This window comes from Myxococcus eversor (assembly GCF_010894455.1).
Classification (GTDB): Bacteria; Myxococcota; Myxococcia; order Myxococcales; family Myxococcaceae; genus Myxococcus; species Myxococcus eversor.
Map to the genome: position 1 here is coordinate 410,182 of NZ_JAAIXY010000007.1, position 16,223 is coordinate 426,404.

Annotated in this window: 11 protein-coding genes; 5 read left to right on the forward strand and 6 right to left on the reverse strand. The window is 69.7% G+C overall.

Annotated elements, in window-relative coordinates:
• Nucleotides 1–153: 153 nt before the first annotated feature.
• From G4D83_RS17120 to G4D83_RS17130, 3 genes are all read left to right on the forward strand, one after another.
• Nucleotides 154–1,983, forward strand: a complete 1,830-nt coding sequence (locus G4D83_RS17120; protein WP_163865826.1) for a sensor histidine kinase — start codon at nucleotides 154–156, stop codon at nucleotides 1,981–1,983.
• Nucleotides 1,980–2,696: a response regulator transcription factor gene (locus tag G4D83_RS17125; protein ID WP_163865827.1), complete on the forward strand. Its 717-nt coding sequence runs from the start codon at nucleotides 1,980–1,982 to the stop codon at nucleotides 2,694–2,696. The genes G4D83_RS17120 and G4D83_RS17125 overlap by 4 nt, the downstream gene beginning before the upstream one ends.
• A gap of 165 nt (nucleotides 2,697–2,861) precedes the next feature.
• Nucleotides 2,862–3,611: an energy transducer TonB gene (locus G4D83_RS17130; protein WP_163865828.1), complete on the forward strand. Its 750-nt coding sequence runs from the start codon at nucleotides 2,862–2,864 to the stop codon at nucleotides 3,609–3,611.
• Nucleotides 3,612–3,632: 21 nt separating this feature from the next.
• Here the strand turns inward: G4D83_RS17130 and G4D83_RS17135 are convergent, their stop codons facing one another.
• On the reverse strand, nucleotides 3,633–4,751 hold the full coding sequence (locus G4D83_RS17135) for a tetratricopeptide repeat protein (protein ID WP_163865829.1): 1,119 nt from the start codon (nucleotides 4,749–4,751) through the stop codon (nucleotides 3,633–3,635).
• Between the two features lie 207 nt (nucleotides 4,752–4,958).
• Here G4D83_RS17135 and G4D83_RS17140 point away from each other — a divergent pair, with 207 nt between their 5' ends.
• Both G4D83_RS17140 and G4D83_RS17145 read left to right on the forward strand, forming a co-directional pair.
• Nucleotides 4,959–5,798 (forward strand): zinc metalloprotease, encoded by an 840-nt coding sequence (locus G4D83_RS17140; protein WP_240356371.1) that lies wholly within the window; start codon nucleotides 4,959–4,961, stop codon nucleotides 5,796–5,798.
• A 181-nt stretch (nucleotides 5,799–5,979) separates the two neighbouring features.
• Entirely contained in the window at nucleotides 5,980–7,467 is a 1,488-nt protein-coding gene (locus G4D83_RS17145) for a phytoene desaturase family protein (protein WP_163865831.1), read from the forward strand.
• Between the two features lie 81 nt (nucleotides 7,468–7,548).
• On the opposite strand, the gene eutB is transcribed toward G4D83_RS17145, so the two are convergent.
• From eutB to G4D83_RS17170, 5 genes are all read right to left on the reverse strand, one after another.
• Nucleotides 7,549–9,828 carry an ethanolamine ammonia-lyase subunit EutB gene (eutB, locus tag G4D83_RS17150; RefSeq protein ID WP_163865832.1) on the reverse strand — a complete coding sequence of 760 codons (2,280 nt, stop codon included), beginning with the start codon at nucleotides 9,826–9,828 and terminating at the stop codon, nucleotides 7,549–7,551.
• Between the two features lie 112 nt (nucleotides 9,829–9,940).
• Nucleotides 9,941–11,095 carry a dienelactone hydrolase family protein gene (locus tag G4D83_RS17155; protein ID WP_163865833.1) on the reverse strand — a complete coding sequence of 385 codons (1,155 nt, stop codon included), beginning with the start codon at nucleotides 11,093–11,095 and terminating at the stop codon, nucleotides 9,941–9,943.
• Nucleotides 11,092–12,984 (reverse strand): hybrid sensor histidine kinase/response regulator, encoded by a 1,893-nt coding sequence (locus G4D83_RS17160; RefSeq protein WP_205522650.1) that lies wholly within the window; start codon nucleotides 12,982–12,984, stop codon nucleotides 11,092–11,094. The genes G4D83_RS17155 and G4D83_RS17160 overlap by 4 nt, the downstream gene beginning before the upstream one ends.
• 94 nt (nucleotides 12,985–13,078) lie before the next feature.
• A complete protein-coding gene (locus G4D83_RS17165) occupies nucleotides 13,079–14,059 on the reverse strand; it encodes a TIGR02757 family protein (RefSeq protein ID WP_240356372.1) in 981 nt (326 codons plus the stop codon).
• 120 nt (nucleotides 14,060–14,179) lie between these two features.
• On the reverse strand, nucleotides 14,180–16,192 hold the full coding sequence (locus G4D83_RS17170) for a M20/M25/M40 family metallo-hydrolase (protein ID WP_163865834.1): 2,013 nt from the start codon (nucleotides 16,190–16,192) through the stop codon (nucleotides 14,180–14,182).
• Nucleotides 16,193–16,223: the final 31 nt, after the last annotated feature.

Consider the following 16,223-nt stretch of genomic DNA (forward strand, 5'->3'; position numbering starts at 1 on the left):
GCCCTGGCGGCCAGTCCCCCTCCCCTTCCGCTGTCGCCCCGTGGACCGCGAGGCCGACCGTCCGCTGGCCCGGGACACTCGCCAGCCCTGGGGGGCGATGCGAAAGGTCTCCGAGGGCAGCGTCCTGTGCGATAGTCACCCTCAGCGAATCGCATGTTGCGCAGGCTCCTTCCGACGCTCATCGCCCTGGGTTGCGGGCTCCTCGCCCTCGGATGGGGGCTGGTGAGCCTCCAACGTATCTTCACGCGCGAGCGCGAGGACGCGCACGCCCAGGTCCGCTCCCGCCGTGACGCACTGGCCCACGCGGCCACCGAGTCCCTGCGCCAGGTCCTCGCCCGCCACCTGGAGGAGCAGGTCTCCGCCCTCCACGCCGCCGTGGACAACCCGCTCGCCCCCGGCGAGGGCTTCTATCTCCAGTTCCGCGGCCAGCAGTTCCTCCCGCGCCTCACCCATCCCCTGCCGGGCGAGGACATGCCCGCGCGCGCCCTCTACGAGATGCTCTCCGACCACCTCCGGGGCAGCGTCCACACGGAGGGCTGGGAGCCCCGGCTCGCACGACTGCGCGCGGCCGAGGCCGCCATGGTCGCCGGAGAGTCGTCGCGAGCCACCGCGCTGGTGGAGGAGCTGCTGCGGCACCACACCCGCCAGACGCTTCCCGCCGAGCAGGAGCTGCCGTTCCTGCTGCTCGCGGTGGAGCACCTGCAGCGCGGCCCCCACACCACGCCGCTCATCCGCGCCCTCTTGCGAGAGGGACTCCCGGAGGAGTTCGGCGGCATCGGCCGGGGCGCGGGGTTGCAGCGGGATTTGCTGCGCGCGCGCTCCCGCTTCTCCCAGGCGGACTTCGATTTCCTCCAGTCGCGGATCCTCCGGCTGAGCGCCGCGCTGGGCGAGCCCACGCGCGACTTCCTGGAGCGCTCGCGCGAGGCGGGCGCGGGCATGCTCGTGATGCCCGAGAGCCTGGTGGAGCCCACCCTGTTGGGAGAGCAGTGGTACGTGGAGCCTCGCGGGGAGGTGCTGTACGGCATCGCCGTGGACATCCCCGCGCTGCTCGTCCCCATCACCCAGGACATGCGCACGCGAGGGCTCTTCGGCGCGGACGGAAAGGTGCGCCTGGTGGGGGACCGCCCGGCGATACCGGCGCGGGAGCTTCCGCTGCTCGTGGAGCTGCCCGAGTGGGCTCGCGCGGAGGTGGACATCGAAGCGCGCTATGGCCTGAAGACGCTGCTGGTGGCCGTGTGCGGCGCGCTCGCCGCGGCCATCGTCGCGCTGGCGCTGGTGTCGCAGCAGCGCAAGTACCGCTTCCTGGAGCTCAAGAGCGACTTCGTGGCCACCGTCTCCCACGAGCTGCGCACGCCGCTGGCCTCCATCCGCCTGCTCGGCGAGACGCTGGAGCGCAAGCTGGCCCATACGCCCGAGGTCCGCGACTACCCGGCCCGCATCGTCCAGGCCGCCGACGGGCTCCACTTCCTGGTGGAGAACATCCTGTCGTTCAACCGCATCGACAAGGGGCGCTGGACGCTGCGCTCCTCGCGCGTGCGCCTGGAGGAGCTGGTCAACCCGCTGCGGGACGACCTGGCCTCGGCCACCTTCGTGCCGGTGGAGCTCACCACGGACATGGACGACGCTGAGCTGGAGGCGGACCCGTCCCTGTTGCGGCTGCTCTTCTCCAACCTGGGCCGCAACGCGTGCGCATACAACCAGCGCAGCCCCGTGCGCATCTCCGTGAGCGCCCGGGTGTTCGAGGGGCATGGCTGCACCATGCTCTTCCGCGACAACGGCGTGGGCATCCCCGAGTCCGAATGGGAGAACGTCTTCCAGGACTTCTATCGTTTGACGCCTCCCGGACAGGAGGTTCACGGCAGCGGGCTAGGCCTGGCGCTGTGCCGGAAAATCATGAAGCTGCACCATGGCGACATCCAGGTGGCCTCCTCCACACCCGAGGGGACCACGTTCGCGCTGACCTTCCACGAGCCGCGTCGATGACCACCTCCACCCCGCCCTCCTCCACCCGTCCCTCCATCCTCATCGTCGAGGATGATGCGCACCTGCGCGTCGGGCTCCGGGACAACCTGCTGGACGAGGGCTACATCGTCTCCGAGGCCCCGAGCGCCCGCGACGCGGAGCCGCTCCTGCTCCAGCGCGAGTTCGACCTGCTCATCCTCGACGTGATGCTCCCCGGCGAGGACGGCTACAGCTTCTGCCGCCGCCTGCGCGCGCAGGGCGTGAAGAGCCTGGTGATGATGCTCACCGCGCGCTCGCTCGAGGACGACATCGTCCGGGGCTTCGACGCCGGGGCGCAGGACTACCTCACCAAGCCCTACCGCCTGCGGGAGCTGCTCGCGCGCGTGGGCGCCCTCGTCCGCCGGGCGGGCACGGCGCCCGCTCAGGTGACGACATTCGGCGGCTACTCGCTGGACATGGGGCGCCGCACCGTGACGAAGCCGGATGGCGCGGGCGTGGAGCTGACGCGCACGGAGTTCGACCTGCTGGCCTATCTGCTTCGCCACCGCGAGCGCGCGCTGCCCCGAGGAGAAATCCTGGACGCGGTGTGGGGCCGGGACGTGGTGGTGGACCCGCGCACGGTGGACAACTTCGTCTCCAACCTGAAGAAGAAGCTCGGCTGGACGAGCGCCTCGGGATTCACCATCCACACCCTTCGCGGGGTGGGCTACCGGATGGAGGTCTCCGCCTCATGACAAAACCATGACCAACAGATGGACTGCCTCCGGCCATTCCACGTCACCGACTCCGTAGTTTGAGTGGTGCGTGGACGGGGCGCTCCAAGCCAACTGCCCACGTCGGAGAATCGCCGCGTGGTGCGGTGGACTCCGGGAGCGCCTGTCGGTGGGAGGAGGCCTTCCGTGTTCAAGTCGGTCATCGAGCGGCAGCGTGCAGGGCGGTTGGGCATGGGGTTGTGGTGGTCCGTCGCGGTCCACGCGGGGTTGTTCGGCGCGGTCCTCGTCATCTCCTCACGGCCCGCGGAGCTGCCCGAGGAGCCGGAGAAGGAGCACGTCCTGACCCTGTACCAGGGCCGTCAGCAGGTGGCCAAGGGGTACGCGGCGCCGGCCCAGCCGAAGCAGGCCACTCCGCCGAAGCCGCGCAGGCCCAAGCGCACCACGATGCCCACGCAGATCAACCCGCTTCCCGCCGACCCGCAGCCCGTCGAGCCGGAGCCGGTGGCGAATGCGTCTGACACCGACGAGACGGTGCCTCCGGGTGACGGCATCCCGGGTGGCGACCCGAGGGGCGATCCGAACAGCACCGTCGTCGGCGTGCCGTACATCCCCAACCTGGGGCCCGGCGGCGACAGCACAGGCGAAGAGGTGCTCCCGTTCGGACAGGGAATGACGCAGCCGGTGCTCCTGGGAGGCCCTCCGCTCGAGTACACCGACCGGGCCCTCATGGCCCGGGTGGAGGGCACGGTCATCGCCAAGTGCGTCGTGTCTCGCGAGGGGGACGTGCGCGACTGCCGCATCCTCAAGGGCCTGGCGCACATGGACGAGGAGGTGCTGGATGCACTGCACCACCGGCGATACAGCCCCGTGACGTTCCAGGGGCGTCCGCAGAGCGTCTCCTACGTGTTCACGCTCCGCTTCAAGCTGCCTCGCTGACCTGGGCCCGCCGCGCGTCCGTCACAAGTCGTAGCCTCCCACGGCGGACGCCGGCACCAGGACGTGCTTGAGCACATACGCCTTGAGCCGCTGACGAACGGGGTCCTCCAACGTGAGGACGACCTGGGGGTGGATGCGGGCCCCCACCTCGAAGAGCACGGCCTGCATCAACATGCCGTCGTCGGTGATGGCGGCCAGGCGGTCCAGCGTCGGGTCCGAGCGCTCCACCGCACCTTCGTGCTTCTGGCTCGCGTGGACGATGAGCGCCGAGCCCAGGCACTCCATCTCCTCCACCGTCGTGTAGTGCTCCTTCATGGTGCCCGTCATCTCCTCGCGGTGCGACGGCTCGCCCAGCCACAGCCCCTTGCAGTTGGCGAAGGCGAGCCAGGCGGGGTCATGGTCCGGGTCGAACTGGATGGTGACACCCTGGCCCGCCCGCTCCGCGTAGCCCCGCGGGACGATGGCATCCTCGCGGACGACGAGCCCCAGGCCGGAGTTGGTGCGGAAGAACTGACGGATGATGGGATAGCGCGGGTTCAGGACCAGGCACCACGCCCAGGAGTCCAGCGCCTCATCGAACCGGCCCAGCCGCGCGTACGCGTTGCCCAGGAAGAACCACGAGCGGTGGTCATTCGGGTTGATGCGCGTCGCGATCTTGTAGTGCTCCAGCGCGGTGGCTCCGTCGCCCGCGAAGTACGCCGCGTCTCCCCGGAAGTTCCACGCGAGATAGCAGTCCGGGCACACCTTCGTGGCCTGCTCGTACAGCTTCGCCGCCTCCTCGTAGCGCTTCGCCTGGAAGTGAGGCTCCGCCGCGTCGAGCAGGGCCCGCGCCTTCGGGTTCTCGGGCCAGTCGAGGATGACGAGCTCGCCGTTCTCCTTCACCACGCGTGGGGCCTCGCGCGGCGCCACGCGCTGCGGCCAGAGCTGGTCCGCCCAGCCCCCCGGAGGCGAGTCCTTCCCCTCGATGTTGTACGCGACCTGGGAGGCCTCCAGCCGCTTCACTATCTCCGCGGGATTGAGGAAGGGCGGCTTCGACGGCGCCTCCGACTCCACCTCCGGCGCCGGAGTGGGCACGGGTTTCCCCGTAGAAGCGCAGCCGGCCACGAGCACGAAGCAGAGGAGGACGAGGGGGCGGCGCACGGGAAGCCCTTTCGGTGAACGTTCTCTCCCAGTCTACGCCTCCCTCGCCTCGGGCTTGCCCGCTCGCGAACGATTGAAGCTCATCCTCCCTGGAGGCGCTCCCGCCCCTGACGCGGGCCGACGCGTTTTACAATGATGTCGGACTGTGCCTGAGTTCGAGCCACTGCGATGACGCATCCGCCACGCCCACGAAACTGGAGGCAGGTCATGGAGCGAAGCAACGCGAGGGCATTCGTCTTGGTGAGCCTGCTGGCCTGGGGGTGTGGTGGAGGGCTCGAACCGATGGAGCCCGACGTCACCGCTTCACAGTGCGGGACGGAGCACCCCACGGAGCAGACGCTGACTCGCGTGGCGCGGGAGTCGACTCGGAGCGCGAGCGTGGTTCGGCCGCCGGGCTCGGTGCGAATACCGACCTATGTGCATGTCATCCGCCGGGGCACCGGGGCGGCGAATGGGGATGTCCCGCTGGCGGCGATCAACGCGCAGCTCGACGTGCTGCGCGCGGCCTACAGTGCCACGCCCTTCGTGTTCGACCTGAAGACGGTGACTCGGACGACGAACGCGACGTGGTACGGGATGGCGCCCGGCAGCGCGGCGGAACTGGCGGCGAAGACCGCGTTGCGCCAGGGCGGCAAGGACGCCCTGAATCTGTACCTGGCGAATCCCGGGTCCGGGCTCATCGCGTGGGCGACGTTTCCGTGGACCGTCGCCGGAGCACAGATCAACGACGGCGTGGTGTTGCTGAATGCCACGTTGCCGGGTGGTACCGCGGCGCCGTACAACCTGGGGAAGACGGCGGTGCACGAGGTGGGGCACTGGCTGGGCCTGATGCACGTCATGACGGGCTGCGCGACGGACGACGGCGTGAGCGACACGCCTCGGGCCCAGCCCTCATACACGTGCGCGGTGGCGGTGGACTCGTGTCCGGCCGACCCGGGGCCCGACCCGATCCACAACTACATGGGCTACGCCGATGATGCGTGCATGACCGAGTTCACCCCGGGCCAGTCGGTTCGCATGGACTCGATGGCGCTCATGTATCGCTGACACAAGCGCGCGGACGTTCACCGCACGGGCTTCCGTGCGGTGGGCAGTGTCGAGCGGCCCACGTTCGGCGGGAAAGACTCGCGAGCGGCGCGCGATTTCATTAGGAGCAGCTCGGGCCCGGTGCGCGGGTCCGAGCCACTTGGGACCTCGACTCCTCGTCCCGTTGACGCCGACCCGGACGATGTCGACTCTCGATTACGACGTGGTGGTGGTGGGCGCGGGCTTTGGTGGGCTGGCCACCGCCCTGGAGCTGACGCGGCGGGGCGCTCGGGTGGCGCTCTGCGAGACGCTGAGCTACCCGGGTGGCTGCGCCAGCACGTTCCAGCGAGACGGGTACGCCTTCGAGGCGGGTGCCACGCTGTTCTCCGGCTTCGAGCCCCACCAGCTCTTCGGCCGCTGGATTCGCGAGCACCGGCTGGACGTGACTGTGGACTGGCTGGAGCCGGTGGTGGAGCTGCGCACGCCGGAGCTGCGGTTGCCCGTGTCGCGGAATCGCGCCCGGTTCATCGATTCGCTGTGCGCGCTGCCCGGTGCGCCAGCCTCTTCGGTGCGACGGCTGTTCGACCTTCAGGCTCAGGTGGCGGGAGCGCTCTGGCCCTTGTTCGATGACCCGGACCTGCTGCCGCCCCTGAACCTCAAGGCGCTGCTTCGACACGCGGGACGGATTCACCGGTACGCGCCGCTCGCGCGATGGATGGGGAGACCGCTGGGGGCCGTGCTGGAGCACCTGGGGCTCTCTCGCTTCACGCCGCTTCGCACATATCTGGATGCGCTCTGTCAAATCACCGTTCAGTGCTCGGCTGGGGAAGCGGAGGCGCCGTTCGCGCTCGCGGCCATGGACTACTACTGGCGCGGCACGGGCCACGTGAGAGGTGGAATCGGAGTGCTGGCGAAGGCGCTGGCGCATGCGGTGGAGGAGCGCGGGGGGACAGTGCTCCTGGCGAACAGGGTGAAGGCCATCGAGCCTCGGGACGGAGGCTGGCGGGTGCGGACGCGGCGAGGTGAACTGCACGCACGACACGTCGTGGCCAACCTGTTGCCGAGCGGGGTGATGAAGCTCGCGGGCCTGTCACCCGAGCGCGTTCCCCGACTGAGGGACTTGTCCGAGCGTGTCGCGGAGGGCTGGGGCGCGGCCATGCTCTATCGAGTGGTGACAGCGCCTGGCGTCGGTGCCGCCGAAGCGAGCCATCTGGAGCTGGTGCAGGACCCTCGGGCGCCCTTCATCGAAGGCAACCACGTCTTCATGTCCATCAGCGGCGACACGGACACCGGCCGCGCGCCCGAGGGGCTCCGCACGGTGACGGCGTCGACGCACGTCCCGCTGAAGACGCTGCGCGCAGGGACTCCGGAGGAACAGGCGCGCTACATCGCGGCCATCCAGTCGCGCATGCGCGAGGGGCTGGAGCGACTGGCACCCGAGTGGATGACCGGAGTCGCCCATGAGCTGACGGGCTCGCCGCGCACGTTTCAGCGTTTCACGCAGCGGGAGGGCGGCGCGGTGGGGGGCGTTCCCCGGCGCGCGGGATGGAGCCACTACCAGCACCTGGGCCCCCTGCGCGTCATGGAGGGACTGTGGCTGGTGGGTGACTCGGTGTTTCCAGGTCAGAGCACGCTGGCCACCGCCGTGGGCGGCGTGCGCACCGCGGCGAGCATCGCGAATCAGCGATGAGCCAGCTCAGTCATGCGAAAGGCTCCGCTCCTCCGCGCCGCCGCGTGTCGTGGCCGGTCACCTCGCGGCGAGCATCGCGAATCAGCGATGAGCCAGCTCCGGCACCGCTCGCAGCTCCGTCACTCCGCCCTTGGAAGGCAGCGGCAGCCGCGTCGTGGCGGTCAGCTCCGCGAGGATGCCTACCGCTTCTCGCGCCGCTGACTCCGGACGCACGCTCGTGTTGGAGATGCCCGCGATGAGCCGGGTGATGTCGTGGTCCGCCCTGCCCTGTCGCCACCACGTGCTCGCGGCAGGCGCAGTGAGATACGCGGAGAAGGCATGGTGCCCGGAGCCCGGGCGCTCGCCGATGACGTGGATGAGCGCTCGCGGCGTGCTGTCCTCCGCTTCACCGAACAACAGCTCACCCACCTGATAGCCGGCCCTCACGCGTCCGTGCTTCAGCACCAGGTGCTCCGGCGCCACCTTCCACCCTCCCGCCTCCAGCTCACGCCGCAGCTCCGTCAGGAATGGGGACAGGTGCCCCTCGTCCATCAGCGAGCGCGCATCCAAGCCGTCCGAGACGAGAATCTGCGCGTTCCAGCGCCCCTCGTGCCGCAGCCGCAGCATCCGCACCGCCAGCTCGGAAGCCCCGTCCAGCCGCTCCCCCGCCGGTGGATGCAGGATGTAGTCGCGACGGTCCTCCGCGCACGTGCGCAGCATCACCGCCTCGGGAATCCCAGCCACCGCCGCGTCCGTCAGCTCCGACCAGAGCCCCACCTTCGCGTCCTCGTACAAGGCGCGCAGCTCCCGCTCCAGCGACGGCTCCAGCTCCCACGGCGTCTCGCCATGCCCCACGGCCAGCGGCACGCTCCGCTCACGCACCGCCGCCATCTCGGAGCGCGCCTCGTCCAGGATGCTCGCGTCCGAGCGAACGTCCCCCTTGCGACGGCGATACTGCAGATAGACCCAGGCCGGGTCTCCGAAATGCTCGGTGGGCCGCCCCGCTTCGTCGATGACGCCGAGCGACTGGAAGAAGGCCCACATCCGGTCATCGACCTTCAGCCCCTTCGTCTCTCGCAGCCGCACGTGGTCCTGGAAGCTCGTCGTCAGGTAGCTGAGCATCGGGTCATTGCGCGTGGGCAGCGCCATCAGATAGCCCGGCGCGGCCTCCACCACCTGCTCCTGACACCAGGTCAGGTCATCCAGCGACACGTCCATGTGCAGCGTCGAGCACACGTCCAGGCCAATCATCAGCCCGTGCAGCTTGCCCATGACGATGTCCTCCAGGCAGCAGCGCACCAGCTGCTCCCGGGTGCGGAACACCTCCGGACCGATGAACCCCGCCACGTCATTCACATGCACCCACGGCGCCTGCGTCCGCCCCGCCCCGAGCTGAGCCAGGGCCACGCGCGCCTTCAACGCCCGGGCGAAGCCGTACTTGCGTGACTCGTGCACCAGCATGTCGCAACCGAAGTGGTGCCCGTTCGTCGCGTCCGCGCCCTGCCCCGTCTCGAAGTAGAGCCCGTAGCGCCCCGTCCGGCTCGCCGCGTGCGCCGACATCTTCTCGAGCGTGAGGTCGAAGGTGCGGTTCGCCGCCTCGTTGCCCGCCAGGCTCTGGAACCAGATGCCCGTGGAGCCGGGCCGCAGGGCCTCCACCTTCGCCTGCACGTCGATGTGCGAGAGCACGCAGTGAGGCATCACCTCCGTGAGCCCGAAGGTGACGAGGATGTCGTGCAGCGCGGACTCCACCGCGGCCACGGACTCCGGCGCGGACGACACCGGATTCGTCCCGAGCACCACGTCGCCCACCGCGAAGGACCAGCCGTTGAACACCTGCCAGCGGATGTCCTCCGGGTGGTCCGTGGGCGAGTTCGGCTGGAGCCGCGCGCCCAGATATCCCTTCGCCCCCAGATTGCTGCCCGGCAGCGGATGGAAGATGCGCGAGCCCACCGCCTTCAGCTCCGCGTCGCTCATCAGCTTCACGACACACGCGATGACGTCGCTGCCCAGGCCGCCCAGGATGGACTTCACGTCCGCCTCGTCGGCCGTGAGCAGGTACGACTTGAGCTGTCCCAGCGTCCAGTCACCCAGCCGCTGGAGCAGCTCCACGTCCAACGCTTCCATCATGAAGGCGTGGAGCCGGTCCTCGAAGGGAGGGTGCGAATGCAGCTCGCCCAACCGCGTGCGAGCCAGCAACGCGCGGGCATTGGCCCGGGAGTCCTCGTCGGCGGCGGCGATACCGAGGGCCTCGTCGCCCTCCTTGAACGCATTGGCGGCGCCGAGAATCCGCTGGAAGAGACGCGAGTCGAAGGAACCCTGAACCCGATGGATGTAGCCGAACACGTCCTCACCGGTGAGGACGTCACGGAGACTGACGCTCATGACGCGGGACAATGTATCCGGCGTTCCATTCCGGTAGCCATGCCCGCACCGCGCTGTCCGGTGGAGGACGCCTGAGGGCTCGCTCCCCAGTCGGACGGGGCCTGGGGCCGGTTCACTCGGCCAGCAGGCCCGACCAGAAGCCCACCATCCGGACCACGTCCGCCGCCCCCGCCTTCTTGTCCACCTCCGCATGGCTGATGAGGGGCGTGGAGAGCTGGTGTACCTCCGTGTAGGGGCGCAATGCCTCCGCCAGCAACACGGACTCCATGGCTGGAATCACCGTGTCCCCGGCGCCATGGAGCAGATACACGGGCGCGGCTGGCGCGGGAGACCGGTCCGGCGACATCGACGGGTCCGCGGCGAACCCCTGGACCAGTGGCAGGAGCAGCGGCCCCAGCGCCGCCACGTCCCGCGTGTTCACATACCCCATCAGCTTCGAGGCCGGCTCGGGCATGCGGGTCTGCAGCACCCGTGCATGGGCGAACGTCTCCTCCGCCAGTTTGCCGTCCTTCTGAGTCTGGTGCGACGCGCGCAGGAAGGTCCGGATGCCCTCGCGCAGCGGCTCCACCTGCTCGGGTGGAACCAGCCGGTCCGCCACGTTGAGCAGGATGATGACCACGCCGTAGTCATGCGGCGCCAGGCGCGAGCCATCCGGCAACACCCCACTGCACAGGAAGGCCAACACCCGGGGCAGGTCTCCATGCCCTCCGAAGGAGAGCGTGGCGGCGACCTTGTCTCGAAGCGCGGGCCGTCCCGCCGCGACGATGGAGAGCCCTCCCGAGAAGCTGATGCCGAACAGGTCCACCTTCCCGCCGGGCGCCAGGTCCTCGCGCGAAGCGGTCCACAGCGCCGCGTCCTCGATGACGTCGGGGAGCCGTGGAGTGAATTCGTAGCGCAGGAGGTCCGGCGGCTCGGGCGTGAGCACCGTCTGCCCGCCCGTCGCCAGGTCCTTGGCCAGCTTCACCAGCCGGGGCTCGTCGATGCCCTCGGCATGGACACCCGAGGTCAGCACCACCGTGCGCCCTCGCACCTCGTGAGGCCGGTACAGGCGCGCGCGCACCTCGCCGTGCCGGGTGGGCACCCGCAGGTCGCTGACGTCATAGGGCCCATTGCGCCACCGGGCCACCACCTCGGGCACCGAGCCCTCCATCCCCGCGGCTCGGACGACAAACGACAGGCCTGGCAGCCAGTGCAGCCCCAGCAGCACCACGCCCACCAGCACCACGGCCAGGCCCAGGCCCAGGTTCCGCCAGGTGGCTCGCCTCACGGGAAGAGGTGCTCCACGAACGTGCACAGCCGCTCGCGCTCGAAGGGCTTCTCCAGGAGCCCCCGCGAGTGACGGCCCACGAACTCCCGCGCCTGAGCGGTGAAGGCCCCACCCGTCATCAGCCCGGTGCGCGGCACCAGCTCGGGCGCCAGTCGTTCCAGCTCCACCACGAAGTCCATTCCGCTCATTCCCGGCATCATCAGGTCACACAGGATGGCATCGAATCGCTCGCCCGTGGACAGGCGTCGCAGCGCCTCGCGCGCGTCCTGCACCGCGTGCACGTCATACACGTCGCGCACCAGCCGGCTCACCGAGTTGCCCACGGACAGCTCGTCGTCGATGAGCAGCAGCCTGCGGCGCACCGCCAGCGGCACCACCACGCCGAGCACCGGCGCCTCGGGCGCGGCGACCGTGCCCACCGAGAGGGCCGGCAGCACCACGCGGAAGGTGCTCCCCCAGTCCTGCACGCTGGTCACCTCGATGCGGCCCCCCATCGCCTGCACCAGCGACAGACAGATGGAAAGGCCCAGCCCCGTCCCCTCCCCCACGGAGCGCGTGGTGAAGAACGGGTCGAAGATGCGGCGCTGCACCTCCGGCGCCATGCCCAGCCCGTTGTCGGCGACCTCCAGCTCCACCTGTCCCGCGCGCCCGGTGCGCAGGCTGACGCGCACGCGGTTCTCCTCGGCGGGGCGCGCGGGCAGCGCCTGGAGCGCGTTCACCAGCAGGTTCAGCACCACCTGCCCCAGCCGCACCTCGTTGCCATGAATGGGCGGCACCTGCTCCAGGGTGCACACCACTCGGGCCCGATGCGTCAGCTCGTTGCGCACCAACCGCAGCGCGCCCTCCACCGCGCGCAGCACATCCACCGGGCCGTGGCGCTCCTCGTCCCCGCGAGCGAAGGTGCGCAAGTCCCGGACGATGGCATTGACGCGTCCCGCGCCATCAATCGCATCCGCCACCACCTCGCGCAGCTCCGGCAAGTGCTCCGCGGACAGCGTCGGCTGCGCCAGCAAGTCCTTCACGTACGTGAGGTTGGAGCTGACATAGGCCAGGGGGTTGTTGATTTCGTGCGCCACGCCCGCCGCCAGCGTGCCCACCGACGCCATCCGCTCCGCGAGCAGCAGTTGCGACTCCAGGCGCTTGCGGTCGGTGACGTCACGGATGATGGCCACCAGGAACGTCTCCCCGGCGCCATTGAACGTGGCCTTCTTCGTCACCAGCACCCGGGACAGCCCCGTGCGGTCCGTGTGCGTCTCCTCGCTCTCTTCGGAGACACCGGAGTGGAACACCTGCTCGTCGCCGCGCCAGTAGCCGTCCGCCTCGTGAGCGGGGACGAACTCGTGGTCGGAGCGGCCCAGCAAGGCCTCCGCGGGGTGACCCATGAAGCGGCAGAAGGCGCTGTTGAGCGCCACCCAGCGGTGCCGCCGGTCCTTCACGAAGAGCGGCTCCGGCACCGCGTCCAGCGCGCTGCGGAGGAACTCACAGGTGCGGCGCAGCGCCTGGAGGTCCCGCTCGCCCGTCTCCGTCTCCAGGCGCCGACGCAGCATCACCAGTCGCGCGCCCCAGCCCCGGTCGGGAGACGCGGCACACTCGTCGGCGCCAGCCTCCGCCAACGCCTCGGTCTCCACGTCCTCGCGAGTCGTCAGCACCACCAGGTGCGTGCGCGAGGAGACCCGGAGCGCGTGGAGTCGACGCACGCCCGCGAGCACGTCCTCCAGCGGGCCACCGGAGTCAAACGTCACCAGCAGCCCTTCATCGACCGGCGTGGCAATCACGTCGGCTCCCGTCACGCACAACACGTGGCAGGACTGTCCCGCGCCCGACGCGCGCACGCCGCGCTCCACCGCAGCCGCCACCGCCGGGGGCACCGCCACCAGTGTCGCGAGCACCGCTTCACACTCCTCGGCCCGGGGAGGCCTTGATGTCACCCTGGAGAAGACGCGGAGACATCCCGCCGGATTGCAGCGCTCCGGCGCCCCAGGGTCAACGCCGTTCCCCACCCGACACCGAGGAACCTCGCGCTCGCGAGGCACTGGAGACCCGACGGGTCGCCGTCGCCACCACACGCGGCCCCACGAGGCAGGCCGCCAGCAACGGACAGCGCTCGCAGTTCTCCGGCACCGGCTGCGCGGGACACGCGCCACTCATCCCATAGTGGCAGAGCGCGAAGTCGTAGCGGACCGGGTCCTCCGCGTCCAAGGCCCGCAACGAAGCCGTCACCTCTTCCGCGGTCCGCCACGTCAAATCCTTCCGGCGCGTAAGACCCAGGTGGCCGGCGATGCGGCCGATGTGCGTGTCCAACGGAATCATCAGGACCGAGGGCGACACCCGCTTCCAGATGCCGAAGTCGACCGCGTCCGGGCCCCGCACCATCCACCGCAGGAAGAGATTCAAGCGCTTGGCCGCGCCCGGCCCCAGCGGAGAGGGCAACAGGTGGTGCAATCCCCGCTCGGGTCCCATCGCGGCGCGCAGGGGCTCCAGGGGCACACGCCGCAGCGCGGTGGTGAAGGCCCCCAGCGCGCCGTGCAGGCTGCCCTCGGCGGCGAGCCCCTGGACGAAGAGGGACTCCAGATCTCCGTGCTCCCGCAGGGCGCGCCCCATGCCCAACAGCAACACGGCGACATCAGTCCCCACGTTGAAGCGATAGACGAACCCGTCCAGCAGCGCCTTCGCACCAGGGATGTCGAGCGCGCGGACGAAGGCGGCGGGCGATGGGCCCATGCGCTGGAGCAGCGAGTCCACCTTGGGGCGGAACAGGTCCGCGCGCCCATAGGCCAGCGCACAGGCGAGCAGCGCGCTCACCTCGATATCGCGAGCGTCCGTGTAACGGTGGGGGAACTCCACCGGGTCGAACCCGATGCGGGCCCGGGCATCCGTGGAGGCAAGGAAGGCGTCGAGCCGGGGGCGCAGGTGCTCGGCCGCCCGGGGGCTCAGACCGGGGTTCGACTTCGCGCGGCGTGTCACGTCGGGGCTCCCAAATGTTCCTGGAACGGCGGCCCGCCGCCCACGCTTCCCGGATTCGTCGTCCCGGGAGTCCACGCCCCCTTCCATACGGGCAAGGGGGCATGGGGGCATCCTACGGAACTACGGGCTGACGGCGAACACGATGTCGTCGTGGTCGTCGTACGACGAGGTGCCGCAGGGGGCCGCGCTGCCGTTGTAACGGAAGCGAGCGCGCACGGCCTGCAGCGTGCCCGCGGGCAGCGTGTACGTGGCCGTCAGCGTCTGCTGCCCCGTCGCCACGGGAGAGATGGTGGCGATCTTCGTCCACACCGGGCTGTTGGCGGTCGCGGTGTAGTACAGGTCCAGCTTGTCCGGACGGATGGAGAAGACCCACGCGGTGGCCTCGATACGAACCGTCTCGCCGGGGGCGAAGGGGTTGCCACTGACGGTGGACACGCGGATGCGGTCGTTCGACTCGTCGGAGTGGTACGCGCCGGAGACGCCGTCCGCGCAGGAGTTGTTGATGGTGTTGGGGGCGTTGGCCTCGGGCCCCAGGCCGGCGCGGCCGTTGAGCAGCGTGGTGGAGTCACACACGTTGCCCACGTTGGAGCAGCGCGGAACACGCAGCACCGTGTCGTAGATGGCGTTGCTGGAGGCGTTGGCGCTGGTGACGGTGACGGCGGCGCTGGTGGTGGTGTTGCCGATGAGGTCGTACGCCCTCGCCGTCACCGCGTGGCTGCCGTTGGCGACCGCGGCGGAGTTCCACGTGGCCGAGTACGGCGACGTGGTGGCGGTGCCCACGAGGTTGCCGTCCACCAGGAACTCCACGCGGCCGATACCGACGTTGTCCGTGGCGTTGGCGGAGAGCGTGACGGAGCCGGAGACGCTGGCACCGGCGGTGGGAGCCGTGACGGCCACGGTGGGGGGAATGCTGTCGGAGACCGACGCGGTGCCCTTGGCCAGCTCCGCCATGTACGCACCCGCGACCTTCGCGAACTTCAGCGCGTGGTTCGCGTTGTTGCCGCTCTTCACCAGCGTGTCACCCGAGGTGTGGATGAGGTTGTTGTGCTGCCCCATCAGCGCCTCGAAGGGAATCGACGCCGCGAAGCCCGCGTTCGTCCACGAGGCGTGGTCCGAGCACGCGTAGCCGCACGTGGAGTTCGCCGCCTGGATGCCCGGCACGTAGGTGGAGATGAGGCTGGTGATGAACGTGTTCTGCGCCGCGTTCGTGAAGTCCGTCATCAGCGCGACGTCGATGGTGGAGCCCTTGAAGTTCGTCATGTCGAGCTGCAGCGCGCCGATGACGTTGGCGCCCTGGTTCTTGTGCGAGTCGGCGATCTCCTTGGAGCCACGCAGGCCCACTTCCTCGGCGGCGTACGCCATGAACTTCACCGTCTTCGCCGGCTGGTAGCCGTTGGCCATGGCCACGCGGATGACCTCGGAGATGGTGGCGATGCCGGACGCGTCGTCGTCGGCGCCAGGGGCCGCGCTGGAGGAACTGGTGGAGTCCAGATGGCCGCCCAGGACGACGATCTCCGACGGCGTCACCGTGCCGGTGATGGTCATGATGACGGACGGCTGCGCCCACGCCGCGTGGGTGAACAACTGGACGGTGACGTCACCGCCCGCCTGCGCGCGCGGACCCGCGTAACCTTCCCACAACGTCTTCAGCCAGTTGGCCGCCTGCACGCCCGTGGTCGACGTGTAGTAGCGCGTGGTGTAGCTGGACAGGTGGGTGATGTTCGCCAGGATGTTCGGCTCGGCCATGCTCGCCAGGAGCGTGTTGACGACCGGGCCGTTGTCCAGCGTGTACGTCACCGCCAGCGGGCTGAGCTGCGTCTGTCCGCCACCGGCGACCGCCGCCAGGGCCTCCGCCTCCGTGTCGTGGTAGACGAAGCCGCCGCAGCGGTTGAGCTTGTCGTGCATCACCCGGGAGACCCGGTCGATTTCCGACTCGGGCAGCTTGAGGGCGACGACGTCACCCTTCTGCCCCGCAAGGGAGGGAACCTTCGCGCCCGCGACGATGAACGCGGCGTTCACCTCCGACAGGGCGTCAGCGCCGAGGGTGATCCACACCTCTCGCTCCGACGCCTTCGCGAACGCCGAGACACAACCGAGCATCAACACCAACGAAGCCAATCGCTTCATGTGCATGGGGCTCCTCCTCTTTCGGGAGGTCTGCTTT

Excerpts from the sequence above, each read along its gene's own strand:
- G4D83_RS17120 (WP_163865826.1), top strand. The coding sequence starts at position 154 with ATGTTGCGCAGGCTCCTTCCGACGCTCATCGCCCTGGGTTGCGGGCTC.
- G4D83_RS17125 (WP_163865827.1), top strand. The coding sequence starts at position 1,980 with ATGACCACCTCCACCCCGCCCTCCTCCACCCGTCCCTCCATCCTCATC.
- G4D83_RS17140 (WP_240356371.1), top strand. The coding sequence starts at position 4,959 with ATGGAGCGAAGCAACGCGAGGGCATTCGTCTTGGTGAGCCTGCTGGCC.
- G4D83_RS17145 (WP_163865831.1), top strand. The coding sequence starts at position 5,980 with ATGTCGACTCTCGATTACGACGTGGTGGTGGTGGGCGCGGGCTTTGGT.
- eutB (WP_163865832.1), bottom strand. The coding sequence starts at position 9,828 with ATGAGCGTCAGTCTCCGTGACGTCCTCACCGGTGAGGACGTGTTCGGC.
- G4D83_RS17170 (WP_163865834.1), bottom strand. The coding sequence starts at position 16,192 with ATGCACATGAAGCGATTGGCTTCGTTGGTGTTGATGCTCGGTTGTGTC.